This window comes from Xanthomonas sp. WHRI 6108, assembly GCF_040202385.2.
GTDB lineage: Bacteria > Pseudomonadota > Gammaproteobacteria > Xanthomonadales > Xanthomonadaceae > Xanthomonas > Xanthomonas arboricola.
On sequence record NZ_CP168198.1, the window covers coordinates 4222147 to 4243728 of the forward strand.

Annotated in this window: 16 protein-coding genes, 1 other RNA gene and 1 pseudogene; 3 read left to right on the plus strand and 15 right to left on the minus strand. The window is 66.0% G+C overall.

Translation table 11 applies throughout. The features are described from left to right. Positions 1 to 148: 148 nt before the first annotated feature. Complete coding sequence (locus ABQ039_RS17735) at positions 149 to 1465, minus strand: M20 family metallopeptidase (RefSeq protein ID WP_349778398.1); 1317 nt, start codon at positions 1463 to 1465, stop codon at positions 149 to 151. A gap of 256 nt (positions 1466 to 1721) precedes the next feature. Between ABQ039_RS17735 and ABQ039_RS17740 the strand changes: the two genes are divergently transcribed. The 3 genes from ABQ039_RS17740 to ABQ039_RS17750 all read left to right on the plus strand — a co-directional run bounded on the left by ABQ039_RS17740 (position 1722) and on the right by ABQ039_RS17750 (position 9576). Continuing rightward, positions 1722 to 2963: an efflux RND transporter periplasmic adaptor subunit gene (locus tag ABQ039_RS17740; RefSeq protein ID WP_046344730.1), complete on the plus strand. Its 1242-nt coding sequence runs from the start codon at positions 1722 to 1724 to the stop codon at positions 2961 to 2963. 93 nt (positions 2964 to 3056) lie between these two features. Continuing rightward, positions 3057 to 6305: an efflux RND transporter permease subunit gene (locus ABQ039_RS17745; RefSeq protein WP_184611581.1), complete on the plus strand. Its 3249-nt coding sequence runs from the start codon at positions 3057 to 3059 to the stop codon at positions 6303 to 6305. Between the two features lie 133 nt (positions 6306 to 6438). Continuing rightward, positions 6439 to 9576: an efflux RND transporter permease subunit gene (locus ABQ039_RS17750; protein ID WP_024938873.1), complete on the plus strand. Its 3138-nt coding sequence runs from the start codon at positions 6439 to 6441 to the stop codon at positions 9574 to 9576. 489 nt (positions 9577 to 10065) lie between these two features. Here ABQ039_RS17750 and ABQ039_RS17755 read toward each other — a convergent pair whose 3' ends face one another. The 14 genes and pseudogenes from ABQ039_RS17755 to ABQ039_RS17820 form a co-directional block, all read right to left on the minus strand. Beyond that, the gene (locus tag ABQ039_RS17755; RefSeq protein WP_102256982.1) at positions 10066 to 11433 is read right to left on the minus strand and encodes a VOC family protein; all 1368 of its coding nucleotides are present in this window, start codon (positions 11431 to 11433) and stop codon (positions 10066 to 10068) included. A gap of 356 nt (positions 11434 to 11789) precedes the next feature. Further along, positions 11790 to 11914: pseudogene (locus tag ABQ039_RS17760) on the minus strand (beta-ketoacyl-[acyl-carrier-protein] synthase II); the annotation flags it as partial. After that, positions 11902 to 11979: non-coding RNA, sX9 sRNA (locus ABQ039_RS17765), on the minus strand. The pseudogene ABQ039_RS17760 and the gene ABQ039_RS17765, both read right to left, overlap by 13 nt. Positions 11980 to 12038: 59 nt before the next feature. Continuing rightward, positions 12039 to 12650: a hypothetical protein gene (locus tag ABQ039_RS17770; RefSeq protein WP_184611583.1), complete on the minus strand. Its 612-nt coding sequence runs from the start codon at positions 12648 to 12650 to the stop codon at positions 12039 to 12041. Between the two features lie 160 nt (positions 12651 to 12810). Continuing rightward, positions 12811 to 13398, minus strand: coding sequence for a hypothetical protein (locus ABQ039_RS17775; protein WP_065032983.1), 588 nt, complete (start codon positions 13396 to 13398; stop codon positions 12811 to 12813). 112 nt (positions 13399 to 13510) lie between these two features. Further along, positions 13511 to 14269 (minus strand): HAD family hydrolase, encoded by a 759-nt coding sequence (locus tag ABQ039_RS17780; protein WP_046344739.1) that lies wholly within the window; start codon positions 14267 to 14269, stop codon positions 13511 to 13513. Positions 14270 to 14306: 37 nt separating this feature from the next. Further along, positions 14307 to 14741 (minus strand): EF-hand domain-containing protein, encoded by a 435-nt coding sequence (locus ABQ039_RS17785; RefSeq protein ID WP_049818089.1) that lies wholly within the window; start codon positions 14739 to 14741, stop codon positions 14307 to 14309. Positions 14742 to 14996: 255 nt separating this feature from the next. After that, a complete protein-coding gene (locus tag ABQ039_RS17790; protein ID WP_024938867.1) occupies positions 14997 to 15359 on the minus strand; it encodes an EF-hand domain-containing protein in 363 nt (120 codons plus the stop codon). A gap of 224 nt (positions 15360 to 15583) precedes the next feature. Next, positions 15584 to 15961, minus strand: coding sequence for a hypothetical protein (locus ABQ039_RS17795; protein ID WP_349778399.1), 378 nt, complete (start codon positions 15959 to 15961; stop codon positions 15584 to 15586). Between the two features lie 137 nt (positions 15962 to 16098). Next, entirely contained in the window at positions 16099 to 16296 is a 198-nt protein-coding gene (locus ABQ039_RS17800; protein ID WP_016903162.1) for a CPXCG motif-containing cysteine-rich protein, read from the minus strand. 79 nt (positions 16297 to 16375) lie between these two features. Continuing rightward, entirely contained in the window at positions 16376 to 17026 is a 651-nt protein-coding gene (locus tag ABQ039_RS17805) for a M15 family metallopeptidase (RefSeq protein WP_374057819.1), read from the minus strand. A 336-nt stretch (positions 17027 to 17362) separates the two neighbouring features. Continuing rightward, positions 17363 to 19318, minus strand: coding sequence for an XVIPCD domain-containing protein (locus tag ABQ039_RS17810; protein WP_184611587.1), 1956 nt, complete (start codon positions 19316 to 19318; stop codon positions 17363 to 17365). Positions 19319 to 19484: 166 nt separating this feature from the next. Then, entirely contained in the window at positions 19485 to 20267 is a 783-nt protein-coding gene (locus ABQ039_RS17815; protein ID WP_184611589.1) for a hypothetical protein, read from the minus strand. Between the two features lie 401 nt (positions 20268 to 20668). Then, positions 20669 to 21574 (minus strand): hypothetical protein, encoded by a 906-nt coding sequence (locus tag ABQ039_RS17820; protein ID WP_184458014.1) that lies wholly within the window; start codon positions 21572 to 21574, stop codon positions 20669 to 20671. Between the last annotated feature and the right edge of the window lie 8 nt (positions 21575 to 21582).

Sequence of the window (21582 nt, forward strand, 5' to 3'; positions counted from 1 at the left end):
GCCGTGAGGTGTATAGCGGACGCTGGAGCGAGCTGGCGACAGAAGCAGCGGGCCGTCAAGCGGCCCGCTGCGCCACACGATCACCAACGCTCAGCGGAAACCGCGCAACTGCACACGATTCCCGATTCCCCATTCCCCCATTCCCGAATCAGCCAGCCTGCCCCTGATGCAGGTAATCCAGCGACACCTGCAACAGCGCGCGCAGGCCCACATCCAGCGACGATTCGTCGAGCAGGAACTGCGGCGAATGGTTGCTGGGCGCGGTGGCCGGGTCGATGCCCTTGGCGGTGGAGCCGACGAAGAAGAACATCGACGGCACCTGCTGGGCGTAGAAGGAGAAATCTTCCGCGCCCATCTGCAGCGGCGGCTCGTAGACATTGTCGGCGCCGACCACGGCCTGCAGGCTGGGCAGCATCCTGGCGGTCAGCGCCGGGTCGTTGACCGTGGCCGGGTTGCCGGGCTGGTCCGGTACCTGCGCCTCGACCTTGGCCCCGTGGGCGGCGGCGGTGTGCTCGGCCACCGTCTTGAGGTCGGCGAAGATCTGCTGGCGCATGGCTTCGTCGAAGGTGCGGATGGTGCCGACCATTTCCACGTCGTCGGGGATGATGTTGTAGCGGATGCCGCCCTTGATCGCGCCGAAGCTCAACACCGCCGGTTGTTTGGACAGGTTGGCACGGCGGCTGATCACGGTCTGCGCGGCGCCGATCATGTCGGCGCTGGCCACGATCGGGTCGATGCCGTTCCACGGCGCCGAGCCATGCGTCTGGCGGCCGATCATCTTGATCGCAAACCGGTCCGAGGCCGCCATCAGCGGGCCGCTGCGCACCGCGATCTTGCCGGCCTGCACGCTGGAGAACACATGCAGGCCGAACACCGCCTGTGGCTTGAAGTCGGCGAACAGGCCTTCCTTGAGCATCAGCGAGGCGCCGCCCTCCTCGTTGCCGGGCGCGCCCTCTTCGGAGGGCTGGAAGATCAGCATCACTTCGCCGGGCAGCTGCTCGCGCATGCCGACCAGCGCTTCGGCCACTCCGAGCAGGATCGCGGTGTGGGCGTCGTGGCCGCAGGCGTGCATCACCCCGACCTGCTCGCCGCGGTACTCGGCGGTGACCTTGGAGGCATACGGCAGGCCGGTCTGCTCCTTGACCGGCAAGGCATCCATGTCCGCGCGCAAGGCGATCTTCGGACCCGGCTTGCCGCCCTTGATGATGGCCACCACGCCGTGATGGGCGATGCCGGTACGCGGCTTGAGGCCGAGCTTGCGCAGCTGCGCGGCCACGGTGGCGGCGGTGCGCTCCTCGCGGTTGGACAGCTCCGGGTGCTGGTGGAAGTCGCGGCGCCACTGCACCAGCTTGCTCTGCAACGGCGCGGCGGCGGCCTGGACGTCGGGCCGGGGCGCGGCCTGGGCGGCGGCCAGGGTGGGCAGGGCGAGCAGCAACGCGCTGGTCAGCAGGCGGGAGTGGCGCATCAGCAATCCTCTAAAGATGGTTGCTTAATGTAGTGCAGGTGCACGCTCGGTGGGCTGCAGTGGGGCTCGATTCAGTCCTGCGGTCAACCACATCGGCCCTGACGCGTTGCCGCTGCATTGCATCTGTGAACGCTGCAGTCGTTTCGTCCGGCGGGCCGTTACTTCAGTAACGCTCAATTGCCTGATCGCAACGATATGCTTCGCACAGCCGCCCTACGGTCGCACCAGCGCCCGGCCCGCCCTCAGGAGTTGTCGCATGTCGCGTTTTTGGAAGATCACACTGCTGGTCGTAGCGGTGCTCGTCGTGGTGTTCGTCGCAATGCGGATGTTCGGTGGGGGCAACCACGGCAAGCGGGCGGACGCGCCGGACGGCAATGGCACCGAGAACAGCGGCCCGGTACCGGTCACGGTCGTGGCCGCCACCACCCAGGATGTGCCGGTCTACGCCAGCGCGCTGGGCACGGTGACCGCGCTCAATACCGTCACGGTCAGCCCGCAGGTCGGCGGCCAGCTGATGAGCCTGAATTTCAAGGAGGGCCAGGAAGTGAAGAAGGGCGAGCTGCTGGCGCAGATCGACCCGCGCACCCTGCAGGCCAGCTACGACCAGGCACTGGCGGCCAAGCGCCAGAACCAGGCACTGCTGGCGACCTCGCGGGTGAACTACCAGCGCTCCAACGACCCGGCCTACAAGCAGTACGTCTCGCGCACAGACCTGGATACTCAGCGTAACCAGGTAGCGCAGTACGAGGCGGCGGTATCGGCCAACGATGCACAGATGCGCTCGGCGCAGGTGCAGTTGCAGTTCACCCGCGTGACCGCGCCGATCGACGGCATCGCCGGCATCCGCGGCGTGGACGTGGGCAATATCGTCAGCGCCAGTTCCACCATCGTCACCCTGACCCAGATCCGCCCGATCTACGTGTCCTTCAACCTGCCCGAGCGCGAGTTGCAGGCGGTGCGCAGCGGCCAGGCGGCCGCCCCGCTGGACGTGGCGGCGCTGGACCGCGGCGATGCGCACGTGATCAGCGGCGACGGCAAGCTGGAGGTGATCGACAACCGCATCGCCGCCGACAGCGGCACCTTCGGTGCGCGTGCGATCTTCGCCAACACCGACAATGCCTTGTGGCCGGGCCAGTTCGTCAACGTGCGCCTGCAGCTGCGCACCATCTCCGGCGGCACCGTGGTGCCGACCCAGGCCGTGCAGCGCGGCCCGGACGGCGATTACGTCTACGTGGTCGGCAACGACAACACCGCGCAGATGCGCACCGTGGTGCAGGGCGTGGAAGTGGACGACAGCCATGTGCAGGTCACCAAGGGGCTCAAGCCAGGCGAGCGCGTGGTGACCGAAGGCCAGTTCCGGCTCAAGCCGGGCAGCAAGGTCAGCGCACTCAAGCCGGGCGAGACCCCGCCGGAGCCGACCGAGGCCGAACTCAAGGCCGCGCAGGACAAGAGCCGTGGCGGCGCCGGCGGCCGACGTGGCGGCGGCGGTCCGCGCTAACTCGCGAGCACCGGCGACGGGCCTTCCGTCGCCGGTGTGCATCGGCGCTGCGCGCGCCGGCATCGATTGACGTCTTCAGCAAGGACACCCCCCGTGGGCTTTTCGACCATCTTCATCCGCCGTCCCATCGCCACCTCGTTGTTGATGGCGGGCATCCTGCTGCTGGGCATCCTGGGCTACCGGCAATTGCCGGTCTCGGCGCTGCCGGAGATCGACGCGCCCAGCTTGGTGGTCACCACCCAGTATCCCGGCGCCAACGCGACCACCATGGCCTCGCTGGTGACCACGCCGCTGGAGCGCCAGTTCGGGCAGATCTCCGGGCTGCAGATGATGACCTCCGATTCGTCGGCAGGCCTGTCCACGATCATCCTGCAGTTCTCGATGGACCGCGACATCGACATCGCCGCGCAGGATGTGCAGGCGGCGATCCGTCAGGCCACCCTGCCCTCGTCGCTGCCGTATCAACCGGTCTACAACCGGGTCAATCCGGCCGACGCGGCGATCCTGACCCTCAAGCTCACCTCCGACTCGCTGCCGCTGCGCGAGGTCAACCGCTATGCCGATGCGATCCTGGCCCAGCGCCTGTCGCAGGTGCCGGGCGTGGGCCTGGTGTCGATCGCCGGCAATGTGCGGCCTGCGGTGCGCATCCAGGTCAACCCGGCGCAGCTGTCGAACATGGGCCTGACCATGGAATCGCTGCGCAGCGCGCTGACCCAGACCAACGTCAGCGCGCCCAAGGGCTCGCTCAACGGCAAGACCCAGTCCTACAGCATCGGCACCAACGACCAGCTCACCGACGCGGCGCAGTACCGCGAGACCATCATCAGCTACAGCAACGGCCGCCCGGTGCGGCTGGCCGATGTGGCCAAGGTGGTCGACGGGGTGGAGAACGACCAGCTCGCCGCCTGGGCCGACGGCAAGCCGGCGGTGCTGCTGGAAATCCGCCGCCAGCCCGGCGCCAACATCGTGCAGACGGTGGAGCAGATCCGCAGCATCCTGCCGCAGCTGCAGGCGGTGCTGCCGGCCGACGTGCACCTGGAGGTGTTCTCCGACCGCACCGAAACCATCCGCGCCTCGGTGCACGAGGTCAAGTTCACCCTGGTGCTGACCATCGCGCTGGTGGTGGCGGTGATCTTCGTGTTCCTGCGCCGGTTGTGGGCCACCATCATTCCCTCGGTGGCGGTGCCGCTGTCGCTGGCCGGCACCTTCGGGGTGATGGCGTTTGCCGGCATGTCGCTGGACAACCTGTCGCTGATGGCGCTGGTGGTGGCGACCGGGTTCGTGGTCGACGATGCGATCGTGATGATCGAAAACATCGTGCGCTACATCGAACAGGGCAAGAGCGGGCCGGAAGCGGCCGAGATCGGCGCCAAGCAGATCGGCTTCACCGTGCTGTCGCTGACCGTGTCGCTGGTGGCGGTGTTCCTGCCGCTGCTGCTGATGCCGGGCGTGACCGGGCGCCTGTTCCATGAGTTTGCGTGGGTGCTGTCGATTGCGGTGGTGATCTCGATGCTGGTGTCGCTGACGCTGACGCCGATGATGTGCGCCTACCTGCTCAAGCCCGACGCCCTGCCCGAAGGCGAGGACGCGCACGAACGCGCCGCGGCCGCCGGCAAGACCAACCTGTGGACGCGCACCGTGGGCGCCTACGAGCGCAGCCTGGACTGGGTGCTGGCGCACCAGCCGCTGACCCTGGCGGTGGCGATCGGCGCGGTGGCGCTGACCGTGGTGCTGTACATGGCGATCCCCAAGGGCCTGCTGCCCGAGCAGGACACCGGCCTGATCACCGGCGTGGTGCAGGCCGACCAGAACGTGGCGTTCCCGCAGATGGAGCAGCGCACCCAGGCGGTGGCCGCGGCGCTGCAGAAAGACCCCGCCGTGACCGGCGTGGCCGCCTTCATCGGCGCCGGCACCATGAACCCGACCATCAACCAGGGCCAGTTGTCGATCGTGCTGAAGACGCGCGGCGACCGCGAGGGCCTGGACGAGGTGCTGCCGCGCCTGCAAAAGGCGGTGGCCGGCATTCCCGGCGTGGCACTGTTCCTCAAGCCGGTGCAGGACGTCACCCTGGACACCCGCGTGGCCGCCACCGAGTACCAGTATTCGATGTCGGATGTGGACAGCAGCGAGCTGGCCACCTGGGCCGGGCGCATGACCGAGGCGATGCGCAAGCTGCCCGAGCTGGCCGACGTGGACAACAACCTGGCCAACCAGGGCCGGGCGCTGGAGCTGAGCATCGATCGCGACAAGGCCAGCATGCTCGGCGTGCCGATGCAGACCATCGACGACACGCTGTACGACGCCTTCGGCCAACGCCAGATCTCCACCATCTTCACCGAGCTCAATCAGTACCGGGTGGTGCTGGAAGTGGCGCCGGAATTCCGCAGCAGCACCGCCTTGATGAACCAGCTGGCGGTGGCCAGCAACGGCAGCGGCGCGTTGACCGGCACCAATGCCACCAGCTTCGGCCAGCTGACCTCGTCCAACTCCTCCACCGCCACCGGCGTGGGCGCGCAGAACACCGGCATCGTGGTCGGCGCTGGCAGCATCATTCCGCTGGCCGCACTGGCCGAGGCCAAGGTCACCAACACGCCGTTGGTGGTCAGCCACCAGCAACAGCTGCCGGCGGTCACGATCTCGTTCAATCTGGCCCCGGGCCATTCGTTGTCGCAGGCGGTGGAGGCGATCGAGCAGGCGCGCCAGGATTTGAAGATCCCCACCCAGGTGCATGCGGCGTTCGTCGGCAAGGCGGCCGAATTCACCGGCAGCCAGACCGATATCGTATGGCTGCTGCTGGCCTCGATCGTGGTGATCTACATCGTGCTGGGCGTGCTCTACGAGAGCTACATCCACCCGCTGACGATCATCTCCACGCTGCCGCCGGCCGGCGTCGGCGCGCTGCTGGCGCTGATGATGTGCGGGTTGAGCCTGTCGGTGGACGGCATCGTCGGCATCGTGTTGCTGATCGGCATCGTCAAGAAGAATGCGATCATGATGATCGACTTCGCCATCGACGCCCGCCGCGACGGCGCCAACGCGCACGAGGCGATCCGGCGCGCCTGCCTGCTGCGTTTCCGCCCGATCATGATGACCACCGCCGCCGCGATGCTGGGCGCGCTGCCGCTGGCGCTGGGCACCGGCATCGGCTCGGAACTGCGGCGGCCGCTCGGCATCGCCATCGTCGGCGGCCTGCTGCTGTCGCAGCTGGTGACGCTGTACACCACGCCGGTGATCTACCTGTACATGGAACGTGCCGGCGAGCGGCTGCGTGACTGGCGCGCGCGGCGTGCAGCCCGCCGCGACGGCGTGCCCCCGGCCTCCCCCTCGGAGCGCCCGGCATGATGACCGATGGCGTCATCGCTGATCGGTCTGCCTGCCCACGGCACCGCCTTCCCGCACGCGCGTATGGCAACTGCGCTGGCTGTTGCCTTTCCCGATTCCCGAATCCCGAATCCCGATTCCCGGCAGTCACCCCATGAACATCTCCGCGCCCTTCATCAAGCGCCCGATCGGCACCGCGCTGCTGGCGATCGGTTTGTTCGTGATCGGATTGATGTGCTACCTGCGGCTGGGCGTGGCGGCGTTGCCGAACATCCAGATTCCGGTGATCTTCGTGCACGCCACGCAGTCCGGCGCCGATGCCAGCACCATGGCCTCCACCGTCACCGCACCGCTGGAACGCCACCTGGGCCAGCTGCCCGGCATCGACCGCATGCGCTCCTCCAGTTCGGAGAGCAGCAGCCTGGTGGTGCTGGTGTTCCAGAGCAATCGCAACATCGATTCGGCCGCGCAGGATGTGCAGACGGCGATCAACTCCTCGCAATCGGACCTGCCGTCCGGGCTCGGCACGCCGATCTATTCGAAAGCCAATCCGAACGACGACCCGGTCATCGCCATCGCGCTGACCTCGGACACGCAATCGGCCGATGAGCTCTACAACGTTGCCGACTCGCTGCTGGCGCAACGGCTGCGCCAGATCACCGGCATCAGTTCGGTCGACATCGCCGGCGCCTCCACGCCGGCGGTCCGCGTGGATGTGGATCTGCGCGCGCTCAACGCGCTGGGCCTGACCCCGGACGATCTGCGCAATGCGGTGCGCGCGGCCAACGTCACCTCGCCGACCGGATTCCTGTCCGACGGCAACACCACCATGGCGATCGTGGCCAACGATTCGGTATCCAAGGCCGCCGATTTCGCCCAGCTGGCGATCTCCACCCAGTCCAACGGGCGCATCGTGCGGCTGGGCGACGTGGCCACCGTCTACGACGGCCAGCAGGATGCCTATCAAGCAGCCTGGTTCGACGGCAAACCGGCGGTGGTGATGTATGCCTTCACCCGCGCCGGCGCCAACATCGTCGAAACCGTGGACCAGGTGAAGGCGCAGATTCCCGAGCTACGCGCCTACCTGCAGCCCGGCACCAAGCTGACGCCCTACTTCGACCGCACCCCGACCATCCGCGCCTCGCTGCACGAGGTGCAGGCCACGCTGCTGATCAGCCTGGCGATGGTGGTCCTGACCATGGCGCTGTTCCTGCGCCGCCTGGCGCCGACGCTGATCGCGGCGGTCACCGTGCCGCTGTCGCTGGCCGGCTCGGCGCTGGTGATGTACATGCTGGGCTTCACCTTGAACAACCTCAGCCTGCTGGCGCTGGTGATCGCCATTGGCTTTGTGGTCGACGATGCGATCGTGGTGATCGAAAACATCATGCGTCATCTGGACGAAGGCATGCCGCGTCTGGATGCCGCACTGGCCGGTGCGCGCGAGATCGGCTTCACCATCGTGTCGATCACCGCCTCGCTGGTGGCGGTGTTCATTCCGATGCTGTTTGCCAGCGGCATGATCGGCGCGTTCTTCCGCGAGTTCACCGTGACCCTGGTGGCGGCGATCGTGGTGTCGATGCTGGTGTCGCTGACCTTGACGCCGGCGCTGTGCAGCCGCTTTCTGTCCGCACACACCGAACCGGAAAAACCCAGCCGTTTCGGCGCCTGGCTGGATCGCATGCACGAGCGCATGCTCGCGGTGTACACGGTGGCGCTGGATTTCTCGCTGCGGCACGCCTTGCTGCTGTCGCTGACGCCGCTGCTGTTGATCGCCGCCACCGTCTTTCTCGGCGGCGCAGTCAAGAAGGGCTCGTTCCCGGCGCAGGACACCGGCCTGATCTGGGGCCGCGCCAATTCCAGCGCCACGGTGTCGTTTGCCGACATGGTCAGCCGCCAGCGCCGCATCACCGACATGCTGATGGCCGACCCGGCGGTGAAGACCGTCGGCGCGCGGCTGGGCTCCGGCCGGCAGGGTTCCAGCGCCTCGTTCAATATCGAATTGAAGAAGCGCGACGAAGGCCGCCGCGACACCACCGCGCAGGTAGTCGCACGCCTGAGCGCCAAGGCCGACCGCTACCCGGATCTGGATCTGCGCCTGCGCGCGATCCAGGACCTGCCCAGCGACGGCGGTGGCGGCACCAGCCAGGGTGCGCAGTACCGCGTTTCGCTGCAGGGCAACGACCTGGCGCAGCTGCAGGAATGGCTGCCCAAGCTGCAGGCGGCGTTGAAGAAGAATCCGCGCCTGCGCGATGTCGGCACCGACGTGGATACATCGGGTCTGCGCCAGAACATCGTGATCGACCGCGCCAAGGCCGCGCGCCTGGGCATTTCGGTCGGTGCCATCGATGGCGCACTGTATGGCGCCTTCGGCCAGCGCTCCATTTCCACCATCTATTCGGATCTCAACCAGTACAGCGTGGTGGTCAATGCACTGCCCTCGCAAACGGCAACGCCCAAGGCGCTGGACCAGGTCTTCGTGCCCAACCGCGCCGGCCTGATGGTGCCGATCACCTCCGTCGCCACCCAGGTGCCCGGGCTGGCGCCGCCGCAGATCGTCCACGAAAACCAGTACACCACGATGGATCTGAGCTACAACCTCGCACCGGGCGTGAGCACCGGCGAGGCGGACCTGATCATCAAGTCCACCGTGGAAGGCTTGCGCATGCCCGACGGCATCCGCCTCAGCGGCGACGACAGCTTCAACGTGCAACTCAGCCCCAACTCGATGGGCGTGTTGCTGCTGGCCGCGGTGCTCACCGTCTACATCGTGCTGGGCATGCTCTACGAGAGCCTGATCCATCCGGTGACCATCCTGTCGACGCTGCCGGCCGCCGGCGTCGGCGCGCTTCTGGCGTTGTTCCTCACCAACACCGAGTTGTCGGTGATCTCGATGATCGCGCTGGTGCTGCTGATCGGCATCGTCAAGAAGAACGCGATCATGATGATCGACTTCGCGCTGGTGGCGCAGCGCGTGCACGGCATGGATGCGCGCGCGGCCGCACGCGAGGCCTCGATCGTGCGCTTCCGCCCGATCATGATGACCACGATGGTGGCGATCCTGGCCGCGGTGCCGCTGGCGGTGGGCCTGGGCGAAGGCTCCGAACTGCGCCGCCCGCTGGGCATCGCGATGATCGGCGGGCTGATCTTCTCGCAGAGCCTGACCCTGCTCAGCACGCCGGCGCTGTACGTGATCTTCTCCTGCCTGAGCGAACGCTGGAAGGCGCGTCGCGCACGTGCGCGTGCACGCCGGGCAGAGCGCGCGGCGGCACGGCGCCCGGCGTCGGCGCACTGAGGCGAAGCAGCACACGCGCCGGTCCGCACGGACCGACGCGTGCCGGCCGGCATGGCGGTTGGCCATCATCTCTCACCGTCGCTTGCCGATTGCTGGCATGACGCCGGGGCATCGCTGCTGGCAGTGCATTCAAACGCGGCACAGTGATGCGAGCTGCAAATGCACGCTCGCCTTACTTGCTTTTGGCCAGAGCCCAAGTGCTTGACCGCATCCAGACGACACTGCGACCGGAAGTTCGGCTGCCTTGACGTGTTGGACAGCATGGATGGATCAGTTGTCGCGCGGCAGGGCTGCAGCTTGGTTGCAGGGCCCTTGCCCGCCTACCATCGCAGGACACGCCGCAAGTACGTCCGTGTAGGCGCTTACGCGGCATCCATGCCGCGTAAGGTCTCGCGACGATAGGCGGGCAATGACCTGTCGAGATGGTCGGTGTGCAAGATGCAAACCGTGCGTTACATACGTTGTTCGGGCGACGGCGCGCCCTGACCGCTACACCAGCAACGCCTGCAGCGACGCCCGCTCCAGCTGCGCGTACAACGCGCACTCATCCTGCACCTGCGCACCCAGCGCCTGTTCGAAACTGCGCTTGCTCGAATGGGCGGCATAGGCGCGTTGTTCGGCGCCACCGAGATTGGACTGGAAGATGCCGGCCGCACTCACCGGCAGGAAATCTTCATAGATGATCGGATCGGCACTGAGCAGACCGAGCGCAATCGCGGTTTCTGCCGGCATCGCCGCCACCTGCGCGGGGTCGGCACGTCCGGCCTCGGTCAGCGCATAGCGGAAATAGCCCAGACCTTCCTGACGCAGCACGGCTTCGTCGTCGGGAAACGCCACGAACGCGGTCTGCAGCCGCGTGGCGTAATCGGTACCGGTGCTGCCCGCGCCATCGCTGTCGCGTGCCTGCGCCAGCAGCGCGTCGTACAGCGCGCGGCCCTTGGGCGTCAGCGCGAGCCCGCGTTGTTCGATCTCGCCGAAGCGCGCGGTGTGCGTGCCGTGCTCGGCCTGCCCGCTGTCGCCGACAAAGCGCACCGGCTCCTCCAGTGCCTTGAAACTGGTCTGGCGCAGCAGGATCGGCACCCGCCGACGCGGCGGCCCTTCGATCACCGCCTTGGCGTCGATGCCGGCGCGCTGCATCTGCGCCTGCGCCGCATCGATATCCAGCGTGCGTGGCGTCAGGTGGTTGATATGCGGCCCGTGGAAGCTCACCACGTCGGCGATCAGCTTGTGCGCTTCGCTCAGCGCGCGGTAGGTCGGCAGCGACACCGTGGCATCGCCATGCCAACGGAAGGTTTCCAGCGCTTCGTCCACGAACTGCTGCGCCTGCGCCGCCTCCAGCCCGCCGTGGCGCTCGTGCTGCTCGATCAGCTCCAGCGCGGCGGCGGTGAAGATCTGCCGCTGCTCCAGGATCTGCGCCGCCTGCGCCCGCAGCGCGGCGTCTTCGATCAACTCCAGCCGCAGCAACGAGGTGAACACGCGGAACGGATTGACCGACAGCGCCGCCTCATCGATCGGGCGGAACGCAGTGGAATGCACCGGCACACCGGCCACCGACAAATCGTAATAGCCCACCGGATGCATGCCCATCACCGCAAACAGCCGCCGCAACGTGGCCAGTTCCTGCGCCGTGCCGACCCGGATGGCGCCATGCCGTTCCAGATCCAGCCGCGCGCGCTCGTCGTTGCGTTGCAGGCGCGCGGCCAGGGCGGGATCGGCACTCAGGGTGTCGGCGTTGACCTGCGCCACCAGCGTCATCAGGTCGCCGTACAACGGCACCTCGGCGCGATACATGTCCGACATCGCCTGCGCGAACAGGCTGCGGATGTGATCGGGGGAGACAAACACGGTATCGCGCATGGGCTGGTCTTGGCAGGGCCGGCCAACGCCGGCGTTGCGGCATTCTCGCCGACCGCGCCCTGCGGCGGCCAGCTGCACGGCAGCATGCCGGCGCCTGTGTTGGCGCGCAGACAGGCGCGCAGCCGATCGGTCACCTCTAGGCTTGCCGCTGCGCAGGTTCCCACCAGGCGTGAAACGCATCGAGTGGCGGCTGGCGATCCGTGGCGAGCGGTCGTCCGCTGGATGCGGATGGTGGGCAAGCTCGGAACCGCAGCGCACGGCGTGGTCCATGTCGGTTTTAATGCCGGCTGCGCCCGTGTGGCCGGAAGCGCAGTCATCTTGTGGGTCGCTCCGAGGATGGCTAACAAGCGAGAGGGGCCGCCAGCCTCGTCCAGGCTCAGGCCGACCCGGCACGCATCGAACGGCTGGCACGGCTCCGGTGCCACTACTGCAGCGAGTTGACGCCGAATAGCACGCTGCCGCACCGGTAGCCGACACCACCTTGAGCCGGCAGCCGCCGGATGTACGTGGACGGCGCGCAGGAAACGCAGCGTACGAGTGGTACACGCCGGTTCCGAGCACGGCCGCACCCGCCTGGCGGCTACGCCGTCGGTTTGCCAGCCGCTTTAAAGCCCGGCCTGCGCCGCTGCCTCGGCCGCCTCGCTGGCCTGGCGCGCGGCTTCCAGCCGTTGCGCGTGATCGCCGAGCTGGCGGCGCAGCAGCGCGTCCAGGGTGATCGGACGTTCCCAGCGGTCGTAACTGGCGACGATGGCGTGCCGCAGCGCGCGCATATGCACGGTCTCCGGCGTGACCGACAGCCGCGCGATCACGCCCTCCCAGCCGTCATGATGGTCGCGGCTGTAGGCGCGCACGGTGTCGCGGCAGGACAACTGCAGCGTCTGCGCCCAGAAACAGGCGAAATAGATGTCGCCGGCGTGCCAGCCATGCACCTGCAACAACGCCTGCACATAGCCGCGCGGGGTGCCGGTGTAGCGCGCAACTTCGCCGATGAAGCTGTCCGGGTAGCGCTGTGCGTAGCTGCCCATGTCGGCCAGATGCTGATCCACCCAGGCATCGCCGGTGCCTGGCGTCACTGCCGGCGCAGCAGCCGGTGCCGCAGCGGCAGGCGCAGGCGCCGTCTGCGCAACTGCCAGCATCGGCAGCAGCAGCGCACTCAGCAGCGGCAGGGATCGCAACGGCGAGGTAAGCAATGAAGGCATGCGCCGATGATGCCGCATGCCCGCGTCGCTGTCAGGCCGAGCGCTTGCGCCACCGACACAGGCGGCGCGCCGTCAGCGCGCCAGCCGTATGGGATGCCCCGAGTCGGAACGGATGCATGACGCCGGACCGCCACGAGCATTCGCATGTGTGGCGCGCACACAGCGGCGCCGGCCGCGCTCAGCGCAGATCGTAAAAGCCGCCGTAGTGCACTTCGCGGCAGCCGCTGAGATCGCAGGCACCCACATAGCCCGGGCCGATGTAACGCTGCCGCGCATCGCGATTGTGCGGGCTGCTGTAAGGGTCCGGGCCGTACAGACCATTGCCGTAATAGATCTGGCCGTAGGGGCGGTTGCGCGACGCGCCTAACCGCAGCCCGGCGCCATACCCGAGGTATCCGCGGGCGTCGCCGCCGTATGGGCCGTAGCGCTCGCCCGAATATCCGTCGGCAGCAAATACGCTGCTGCGCTCACGCCGGTCCGGCCGGGTCTGCAAGGTCGCAATGCTCTGGCCCTGGGCATCCACATAGCCCTGCTCGCGGTCGAAGCGCACCATGCGGAAATACACCAGCTCTCCCGCGTCCCGACGCGTACGCAGGCGGACATAGTTGCCGCCATCGTCGTAGTAAGGCTGACCGTCGCGAAAGATCACTTCGCTCGGGTTGATGACTTCTTCTTCGAGCTCGGCAGCCGTCAGTGACGGCACGCCGCCTGACAGAGCCAGCAATACGGTCAGGCTGACACGGCAGGTAAACGACAACATGCGCATCGGTGATCCCTCCTAGTCGGCCAGGCATTCGCGCCTGACCGGAAACGTCCTGTTGCTGGGCGCCGCTGGTTGCGCCGGCAGATCCAGGTCGCGGCGCTGGCCGCGACGGAAGTCAGCTTAGCGCGTGCTGCCGGGCCACTGCATCCAGCGCATGCACTGCCGCCGGCCAGCCGGCAGCGTCGGGCACTTCGCGCATGCGTGGCTCGTCGGCGGCCACGCCATGCTCCTGCTCGTGCGCCCAGGTCACCGCGTACGGGGTGTAGATCCCCCAGCCGCCGATGGCCAGCACCGGCTCCACGTCCGAGCGCAAGGAATTGCCGATCATCACAAAGCGCTGCGCCGGCAGGTCGAACTCGCCCAGCACGCGCGCATAGGTCTGGGGATCCTTTTCGGACACCACCTCCACGCGCGGAAACAGATCGGCCAGACCGGATTGCTCGATCTTCTGCTCCTGATGGAACAGGTCGCCCTTGGTGATCAGCACCACCGCATAGTCGGCGGCAATTGCGCTGACCGCCTCACGCACGCCGGCAATCACCTCCACCGGATGCTGCAGCGTGGCACGGCCGATCTCGACGATGCGCTGGATGTCGCGTGCGGCGATGCGCGCCTGCGTCAGTTCGATCGCCGTCTCGATCATCGACAGCGTCATGCCCTTGGCGCCATAGCCGAATACCTTGAGATTGCGCCGCTCCACCGCCAGCAGGTGCTGCTGCATGCGGCTGTCGCCCAGATCCAGGTAATCGGCCAGGATCGCTTCGAAATCCGCTTCGGCAGTGCGGTAATAGTCCTCGCTTTTCCAGAGGGTATCGTCGCCGTCGAAGCCGACCAGTTGGATCGCCTGGCCGTCGCGCTGTGCAGAAGAGGTCATCGCGCCAGTTTAGCAGCGCACTGGAGCGCTGCCGCGGTCAATCCCCCGCGGCGTCGCCTGGACCGGGCTGGTAGCTGGCGAATTCGTCGCGCGACAGGCGCCCATCACCATTGCTGTCGAAGCCGGCAAAATTCTCGCGCAGGACGGGGTCGGCGCCGGCTTCGGCTACCGTCAATGAACCGTCGGCGTCGCTGTCCAGGCTGCGGAAGGTCCGTGGCGCCAACGTGCCGGCCTGCGGCGCCAGTGCGGCCTCCGCACCGCCTTTGGCAGCCGATGGCGCTGCAGCATCGACCGGAAGTAAGGGTGTTGTGGCAGGCGGTGGTGGGTCGATCGGCAACGGCGCCATTGTCGGTGTTGCCGGCCCTGTGGTGGAGGTCGCACGCGACGGGTTGGCTGGTGGCAACTCCGGCGGCGCCGCGAGCGCCCACAGTGGACTCGACAGGCCGACCAGCATGGCGATACGCAGCAGCATGAGAGTGTGCCGAAGGGACGAGCGGGCAATCTAGCGCGGTGCACGTAAAGAAAACGGGAGCGACCCTGGCAGATCGCTCCCGCGTGTCCATCCTGTTACGTGGTCATGCTGCTACTTGCCGATCACGGGCATCCACGAAGCGATGCCACGGATCAAACGACAACAACTGCTCAAATGACTGCAATTGCGAAAGCTGCCTCCTGATGTCGAAAAAACACGTCAGCAAACGAACTCACTACCTTGCGACCTACTACCTCAGTTGCCTTGCGACCCACTTCCCGCTGCGCCGCCCTGCTGCTTGGCGACAAACGCCTTGTATTCGTCCGGGGTCAGCTTGCCGTTCTTGTCGGAATCGGCGTCATTGAAGATCTGCGCGAGCCCGGCATTGACCTGGGCCTCCTGTGTGCTGATGGCGCCGTCGCTATCGGTGTCGACGCTCGCCCAGGTCTGCCCGCCGCCGGACTGCGCAGGCTGTGCCGCGCTCGTGGCAGAGCTTCCCGACTGGGCCGACGTCGCGGCGGCATCCTGCTGCGTACTCTGCGCCATCGCCGGCAGCGCCAGGGCGGCGGCAAGAGCGGCGGTGGCGGCGAGCAGCGAGGTGCGGTTGCGATTCTTCATTGGGTGGTCTCCTTGGCTTGGGAATGCGCGGTGTCGCCGCACATGGCCCCACCTTACCCGGCCCGAATGAACGCAAAACCCGCCGCAATTTCCCGCAAAACATCCTCTTAACCACGCGTCGGACGTTTGCGCCTAGCCATCTGTTAGACATCGGTGAGCCAAACAGAAGCAGCTCATTCAATCCATCGAAATATGCGAACCGTGCCGCATTTCATAACGTAAATTTACGCATTCGGTGCCTCGTCATCCCAGCTTCCGGAGCTGAACAGTTTCCAACCCAGTGCCACACCGGCAATCGCTCCGGCCACTTCCAGGATCACTCGCGATCCCAATTCGTTGGGATCGTGGATCTTGGCCAATGCCAGGCGCGCGTACAGCGGCGACTCCAGCCGCACGATGCTGGTGTAGACGAGATTCCAGATGTCGTAGCCGCCGCCAATGGCGACCGCGAGCAGACAGGCAATACCCAGCGTGTGCCCATAGGTGAAGTGCAGACGCCGGCCGATGTGCTCGACCCCAGCGAAGACCAGTACGCCCAGCACCAACGCGATCAGGCCAGCCTCCAGCGAACCGAGCAGACCGAAGTGCAGAGGCAGATTCATCGTGACCATCCAGGCAGCAGGCGCATCAGTCTAGCGGTTGCGGGTGATGGATCCCGGCCCAAGCAGCAAGCGCGAGCGCTTACGCGAACGCGGACCGGCCGGGCGCTACGAGTGCCCGATGCTGCGGCACGCCGCGCTCACGCATCGTCCTGCCCGCGCGCACTGACCTGCGCCTCGCCTTCCTCATCCCACTGCACGCTGACCGAGATCGGCTTGCAGCACACCTGGCAATCTTCGATGTAGTGCTGGTCGCCGCCGGTCAGATCCAGCGTCAGGGTGATCCACTCCCCGCAATACGGGCAGGCGATATCGATAAAACGTTCCGGGTCGGACATGGCAATTCCTTGCAGCAATTTGGGGTGATGCACAACATGGACAGGCCGGTGGCCGAGTCACCGCCTGCGGCGCGGTTGCTCAGTTGACCGGCACATCGAACGCGGTATCCGGCATCGGCTCGGGGCGGAAGGTGAAATGCCACCACTCCATCGGATAGTTGGCAAATCCCTCCGCCGCCATGGCACGCAACAGCTGCTGGCGGTGGGCACGCTGGGCGGGGCTGATGTCGCGCGCATCGGTATGCGCACGCGCATCGAAGAAATCGAAGTCGGTGCCCATCGCCACCGGCTGGCATGGGCCCTGCCGGCAATCGAGCAGGCCCAGGTCCAGCGTTGCGCCACGGCTATGCCCCGAAGTCTCGGCAATGTAGTCGCCCAACAGCGCGCGCTTGTCCACACGGGGGTAGTACTGCGCCTTGGTCGACTGATCCTGCAGATCCGCAGCCCAGGCCACGAACGCCTGCACCGCCCGCACCGGCCGGTAGCAGTCGAACACCTGCAGTCGATATCCCTGGGCCTTGAGGGACCGCGCCACCCGTGCCAGCGCCTCCGCCGCCGGACGCAACAGATAGCACGTGGGCGCCTCATACCCCGGCACCACGCGCCCGGTGAAGTTGTTGCTGCCCGCATAACGCATGTCCACCGCAATCTCCGGCGCAAGGCCCTGCACATTGACCAGACCGGCTTGTGCGGCGGTTGTTGCCGGCGAGAGGATGGGAGCCGCTTGCACGTTGAGGCCTGCGCACAGAAGAACCAGCGCAGACACCTGCCACCCGATGCGCTGCAGGGTGCATGCGACGTGGTGCCATACGAGATTTACCGGGGATCGTGCTTGCGTCATGCGCCAAGCATAAGCCACCACAAGCAGGCTGCCTGCACAGAAGCGCTCGAACAGGCAAAGCACGTGGCTCGCTTGACGAACAACGGCTCGGGACCGACAGACCGGATCGCGGCGCTCGCCATCCGCACATCGACGCACTATCCCCGCTCCTGCGCAATCGCCAGTCCGGTCGAATGCCGGACTGGCGATTGCTGTCGCACAGATTCGTAACCTGACGAGAGGTGCCTAGCGTGCAGGACCCGATTGCGTCTGCGCGGTCTGCGTGCGCTGCTGATCCTCCTGGTTCTGCCGCTGCGTCTCGGCTGTGAGCTGTTGCTGACTCTGCTCCAGCGGCACCGATGCGGCCTGCTGCTTGTCCACGTAGGCACGATTCACATCGAGCGGGTTGTTGGGATTGCGCTCTACCGCAATCAACCCCTTACCATTGGTGCTCGGCACCAATTCGTCGATACGCGACATCCCACTGACTTTGGCTTCGAAGGCGATTTGGCCAGCGGCACGCTGCATTTCGTCGCGACTATTGAAGCCGCCGTTCGGCCCATGCTTCTGAAGATGGTCCATTGCCTGCTTGAGCAAAGGATCTACTGGACGTTGCGCTTCGACAGCGGCGGAAGCGGGGAGCTTGGCCTCGCCACTATTCTTGACCTGGCCCTGTTGCTTGCCGAGTGCTTCGAGCGTGGCCTTATCGGCAATACCCGTCGGATCCATGCCCTTCTCGCGCTGCAGGTTTGCCACCACTTCCTTGGTCTTGTCGCCGTAATAGCCGGTACCGGACAGCAACTTGCCGCTGTTGTCCTGTATCCCGAGTTCGATCAGGGCCTGCTGCATCGCCTTTACATCCGCACCTTGCTCGCCCGGTCGCAACGATGTGCGCGTTGGATGGTCCTGATGCTGCGACTGTGTCTGTTGCCTGTCCTGCAGTAGCTCGCGCGCCTTGGCGAATGGATCGGACGCAAACAACCTGGCGTTCTGGTTGTCGGCCAGATACTTTTCCAAAGGCATCGTATTGACGCCCTTTGTGCCGCTGGACTGGCTGACCTGCAGCTCGCCGCTCTTGGGGTCGCGCACCACCATCAGGATGTGATCGATGCCCTTCCAGTGGTCATGCCCCGAATTCCGGCTGGCATCCACGCCAATGACCATGCCTTCCTTCAGCGCACCGGGCTTGAACACGTCCTGGCCTTGTAGCAACACGCCGGAATTGTCGAATGCCTTCTTGACGATGCCACCGGAGCCAGTCATTCCTTGCACCAGCATGTCCTGGCGGCCGAACACGTCGCGGCCGGCCTTCTGATTGATCTCCCGCATGGTGGCGTTCTGCAACTCAGAGACCCAGCCGGAGCAGTCGATGTAGCCCTGTTCCAGGTGCTTGCCGTCCACGCCGGGATGGTAGAGCCTGTGGCCCTTGATATTGATCGCGTACTTCACATCGTCGTACTTGACGCCCATCTCATACGCGGCGGTGAGCTTGATTGCGTCTTGACCGTCCTGCCCGGCCGCTGCAGCCGGATGCGACTGCACGCGGGCCGGCGCCACCGGCTGTTGGGACTTGCCCTCGGCAACCGGCTTGATGCCCTTTTCAGGGATGGCGATATGGTCGAACTTGGTGTCCCAGTACTTTAGAAAGGTCTTGGCCATGTCCTGATCGGACATCTTCTTGAACTCGGCCAGCGAGCTGCCGGTGTAAGCCTCGAACTGTTTGGCACCGGCCGCATCCTTTTCGCGCGGCACATTGTTGATGATGTTCGCGCGCGTGTCTCCGCGCGCGAAGCTGCCGTCGGCAACCGCCTTCTGGATCGACCGATAGCCGGCAGCGCCCTGCTGGTGCGCCATGTACATATCCAGCCCATCGGGCTGCGGCTTGCCGGACAGGTACGGACGATTGTCTTTATCGTGCTGGCGGGTCAGTGACCTCGCATTGTCCTGATATAACCGCGCCGCGGCATCGGTATTGGCCACCGCATCCAGTTCACGGCCGCTGATGCCGTAGGCCGCGGCGGTACCAGGAGTGAACTGGAACAAGCCCTTGGCGCTGTTCGGGCCACGGCTGGCCTGCTCGTCGAACCTGCCGCCGGTTTCGACATAAGCGAAACGCATGAAATCGTCGACTGGAATGTGGCGTTCCCTGGCCTCACGCTCGATGATGTCGAGGTTCTCGGCCTTCGTATAGTCGCGTGCCATCTCGTATTACTCCTTGAGGTTGATATACGGCGCTGGGCGCCGACAAGGTCAACCGAGCTCGTCCATGAGCTAATTGGTGTACGGTCAACAAGACTGTTCGGTGTTGCAAGTCGCGGGTTCTTGCTGCTGCCGAGGCGTCGCTCCGTGGAGCGGCGCACCGACCGATTCACTGGACTTCTTTCGGCAGGTACTGCCCGCTCGCCTGGTCGTATACGTAAATCACCGCATCGGATGCATCGAGCATGCGCACCTGGCCAGGGCCGGAAATAACCGTGCCCTGCAACGTCACGTGCATGGCCGGCATCCGCTCGCCGGGCACCGGCTGGAAGCTCAGCGTGCCGCGGCTGGAGACGTGAGGAACGCTGCCCTCTGCGTCGCTGCTGAGCTCGTTGTCCTCGCCGGCTGCAAGCGTTCCCCGGTAGACCCAGCCCTGGTAGCCGCCCAGGTCGTTCTTGTCCGGATCGAAGGTAAATAGCGCAAAGCCGAAGCTGGTGACGCCATTGCCGAAACTGGAGGTCGGCACTGCCAACAGCAAGTGACCGTTGTCCAGGATATGCCGCTGCGCCTTGCGCGTTTCGTCGACCGCGTCGGCGCGCTCGTCGCCGCCGAAGCGGCCGACGTACTGTTGCGCGTGGAATAGCCTCCACGGCCGCTCGCTGTCCGGCGCGGTCAGCAGAAACGTGGCCTGGCTGATCGACACGCCTTCGCCCGGATCCGGAAAGGTCTCGGCTTCGTCATTGCCGTACTTGTTGGGCGTGGCGTAGGCAAAACCGGTGTAGTAGTGCTTGCCGTCCAGATCGAAGTGCTGGCCGTGCCAGAAACTGGCAACAGCACCGTTATCGATCTCGTACGAGAGCGCGCCGTCCCCATCCATGCCGTAAATCAGGTACAGCACGCTGCCCGGGTAGGGCGGTGCCACCGTGACGGCAACTTGAGTGTCGTTGGACATGTGCAGAACATCCTGTATGTATTGAAGAAGCCGGAAACACAACCGCAATCCCGACACGCCATGCCGCGTTATCCGGCAAGCCGCCCTGCTACGCATAACGGACATGGCCCGACCCGCAGAGACGCAGCTGTCGCAGACGCGGCTTCGGACAGAACAACGGTGAGTGCGATCCGGCCCCAAGGCAGGGGCGGTGATGGCGATTCGCGCATGGCAAACCGCAAGCCGGCGATCCACTCCGGCATTTCGGGCGAGTGCAGCATCCATTGCCGCTCGCGAATGACTCGCCTGATCATCAGGCCCCGTGGGCGAATCTTATCCAGTTCCCGCCCCCGAAACCAGCTTGCTGTGCCGGCCAGTCCGCGTCACGTGCTGGCCCACAACAGACCGGCACGCGGGCAGGCTCAGCGATCCAGCGGCGGCGTGTACTGGTGCTTGGTGGCGTCGTAGGTATAGGTGACCACGTCGGCGGCGCCGAGGCTGCGGGCCTTGCCAGGGCCGGCAATGGCGGTGCCGCTCATGGCCACACGCAGGGTCGGCATCGATCCACTGCCGGGTTCGAAGCTCAGCGTGCCGGTGCTGGACGCGCACTTCATGGTGCCCTCATCGTCGCAGGCCGCGCTGTTGTCTTCGCCGGTGGCCACGGTGCCCAGGTAAACCCAGCCCTTGTAGTCGCCCATGTCGTTCTTGTTCGGATCGAAGGAAAACAACGCAAAACCCAAGCTACTGATGCCGTTGGCGAAGCGCGTGGTCGGCAGCGCCAGCACCAGGTGGCCATCCTTGGTCTCGGTGCGCTGCGGCTTGCGCGTCTGGTCCAGCGTGTCGGCCTTCTCGTTGCCGCCGAAATCGCCAGCCCATTGCTGGGCATGGAACAGCACCCATGCCGGTTTGCCACCGGCATCGTCGAGCACATAGGTCGCCTGGCTGATGCTGACGCCGACGGCAGGGTCCGGAGAGTCCTCTTCCTCGGATTTGCCGTACTTGCCGGGGCCCGCGTTGGCGAAGCCGGTGTAGTACTGCTTGCCGCCAAGGTCGAAGCGGTAGCCGTACCAGAAGCTGGCCAAGGCGCCGTTGTCGATGGTGTACGACTCCGATCCGTCGCCCTTCATCCCATAGATATCGGCAAGCACATGCCCGGGCGCCGGCACCTCGGCGTCGACCGTTGCAGGACTCGTCGCCGCTGGCGCAGCAGCAGGAGCGCTCTGCGAGGGCGGTGTCTGCACGTCTCCGGGCGTTGCGTCGGGTGTCTTGGTGCAGCCGCCGACCATCAGGATCGTGGCGGCCCACAGGGCAGTCTTTCCTAGCCTCATCACACGAC

What these genes read in the sequence shown, in the direction of transcription:
- ABQ039_RS17815 (WP_184611589.1), bottom strand. Translation starts at nt 20,267, where the DNA reads ATGTCCAACGACACTCAAGTTGCCGTCACGGTGGCACCGCCCTACCCG.
- ABQ039_RS17755 (WP_102256982.1), bottom strand. Translation starts at nt 11,433, where the DNA reads ATGCGCGATACCGTGTTTGTCTCCCCCGATCACATCCGCAGCCTGTTC.
- ABQ039_RS17800 (WP_016903162.1), bottom strand. Translation starts at nt 16,296, where the DNA reads ATGTCCGACCCGGAACGTTTTATCGATATCGCCTGCCCGTATTGCGGG.
- ABQ039_RS17780 (WP_046344739.1), bottom strand. Translation starts at nt 14,269, where the DNA reads ATGACCTCTTCTGCACAGCGCGACGGCCAGGCGATCCAACTGGTCGGC.
- ABQ039_RS17775 (WP_065032983.1), bottom strand. Translation starts at nt 13,398, where the DNA reads ATGCGCATGTTGTCGTTTACCTGCCGTGTCAGCCTGACCGTATTGCTG.
- ABQ039_RS17820 (WP_184458014.1), bottom strand. Translation starts at nt 21,574, where the DNA reads ATGAGGCTAGGAAAGACTGCCCTGTGGGCCGCCACGATCCTGATGGTC.
- ABQ039_RS17795 (WP_349778399.1), bottom strand. Translation starts at nt 15,961, where the DNA reads ATGAATCTGCCTCTGCACTTCGGTCTGCTCGGTTCGCTGGAGGCTGGC.
- ABQ039_RS17740 (WP_046344730.1), top strand. Translation starts at nt 1,722, where the DNA reads ATGTCGCGTTTTTGGAAGATCACACTGCTGGTCGTAGCGGTGCTCGTC.
- ABQ039_RS17735 (WP_349778398.1), bottom strand. Translation starts at nt 1,465, where the DNA reads ATGCGCCACTCCCGCCTGCTGACCAGCGCGTTGCTGCTCGCCCTGCCC.
- ABQ039_RS17785 (WP_049818089.1), bottom strand. Translation starts at nt 14,741, where the DNA reads ATGCTGCTGCGTATCGCCATGCTGGTCGGCCTGTCGAGTCCACTGTGG.
- ABQ039_RS17750 (WP_024938873.1), top strand. Translation starts at nt 6,439, where the DNA reads ATGAACATCTCCGCGCCCTTCATCAAGCGCCCGATCGGCACCGCGCTG.
- ABQ039_RS17790 (WP_024938867.1), bottom strand. Translation starts at nt 15,359, where the DNA reads ATGAAGAATCGCAACCGCACCTCGCTGCTCGCCGCCACCGCCGCTCTT.
- ABQ039_RS17770 (WP_184611583.1), bottom strand. Translation starts at nt 12,650, where the DNA reads ATGCGGCATCATCGGCGCATGCCTTCATTGCTTACCTCGCCGTTGCGA.
- ABQ039_RS17810 (WP_184611587.1), bottom strand. Translation starts at nt 19,318, where the DNA reads ATGGCACGCGACTATACGAAGGCCGAGAACCTCGACATCATCGAGCGT.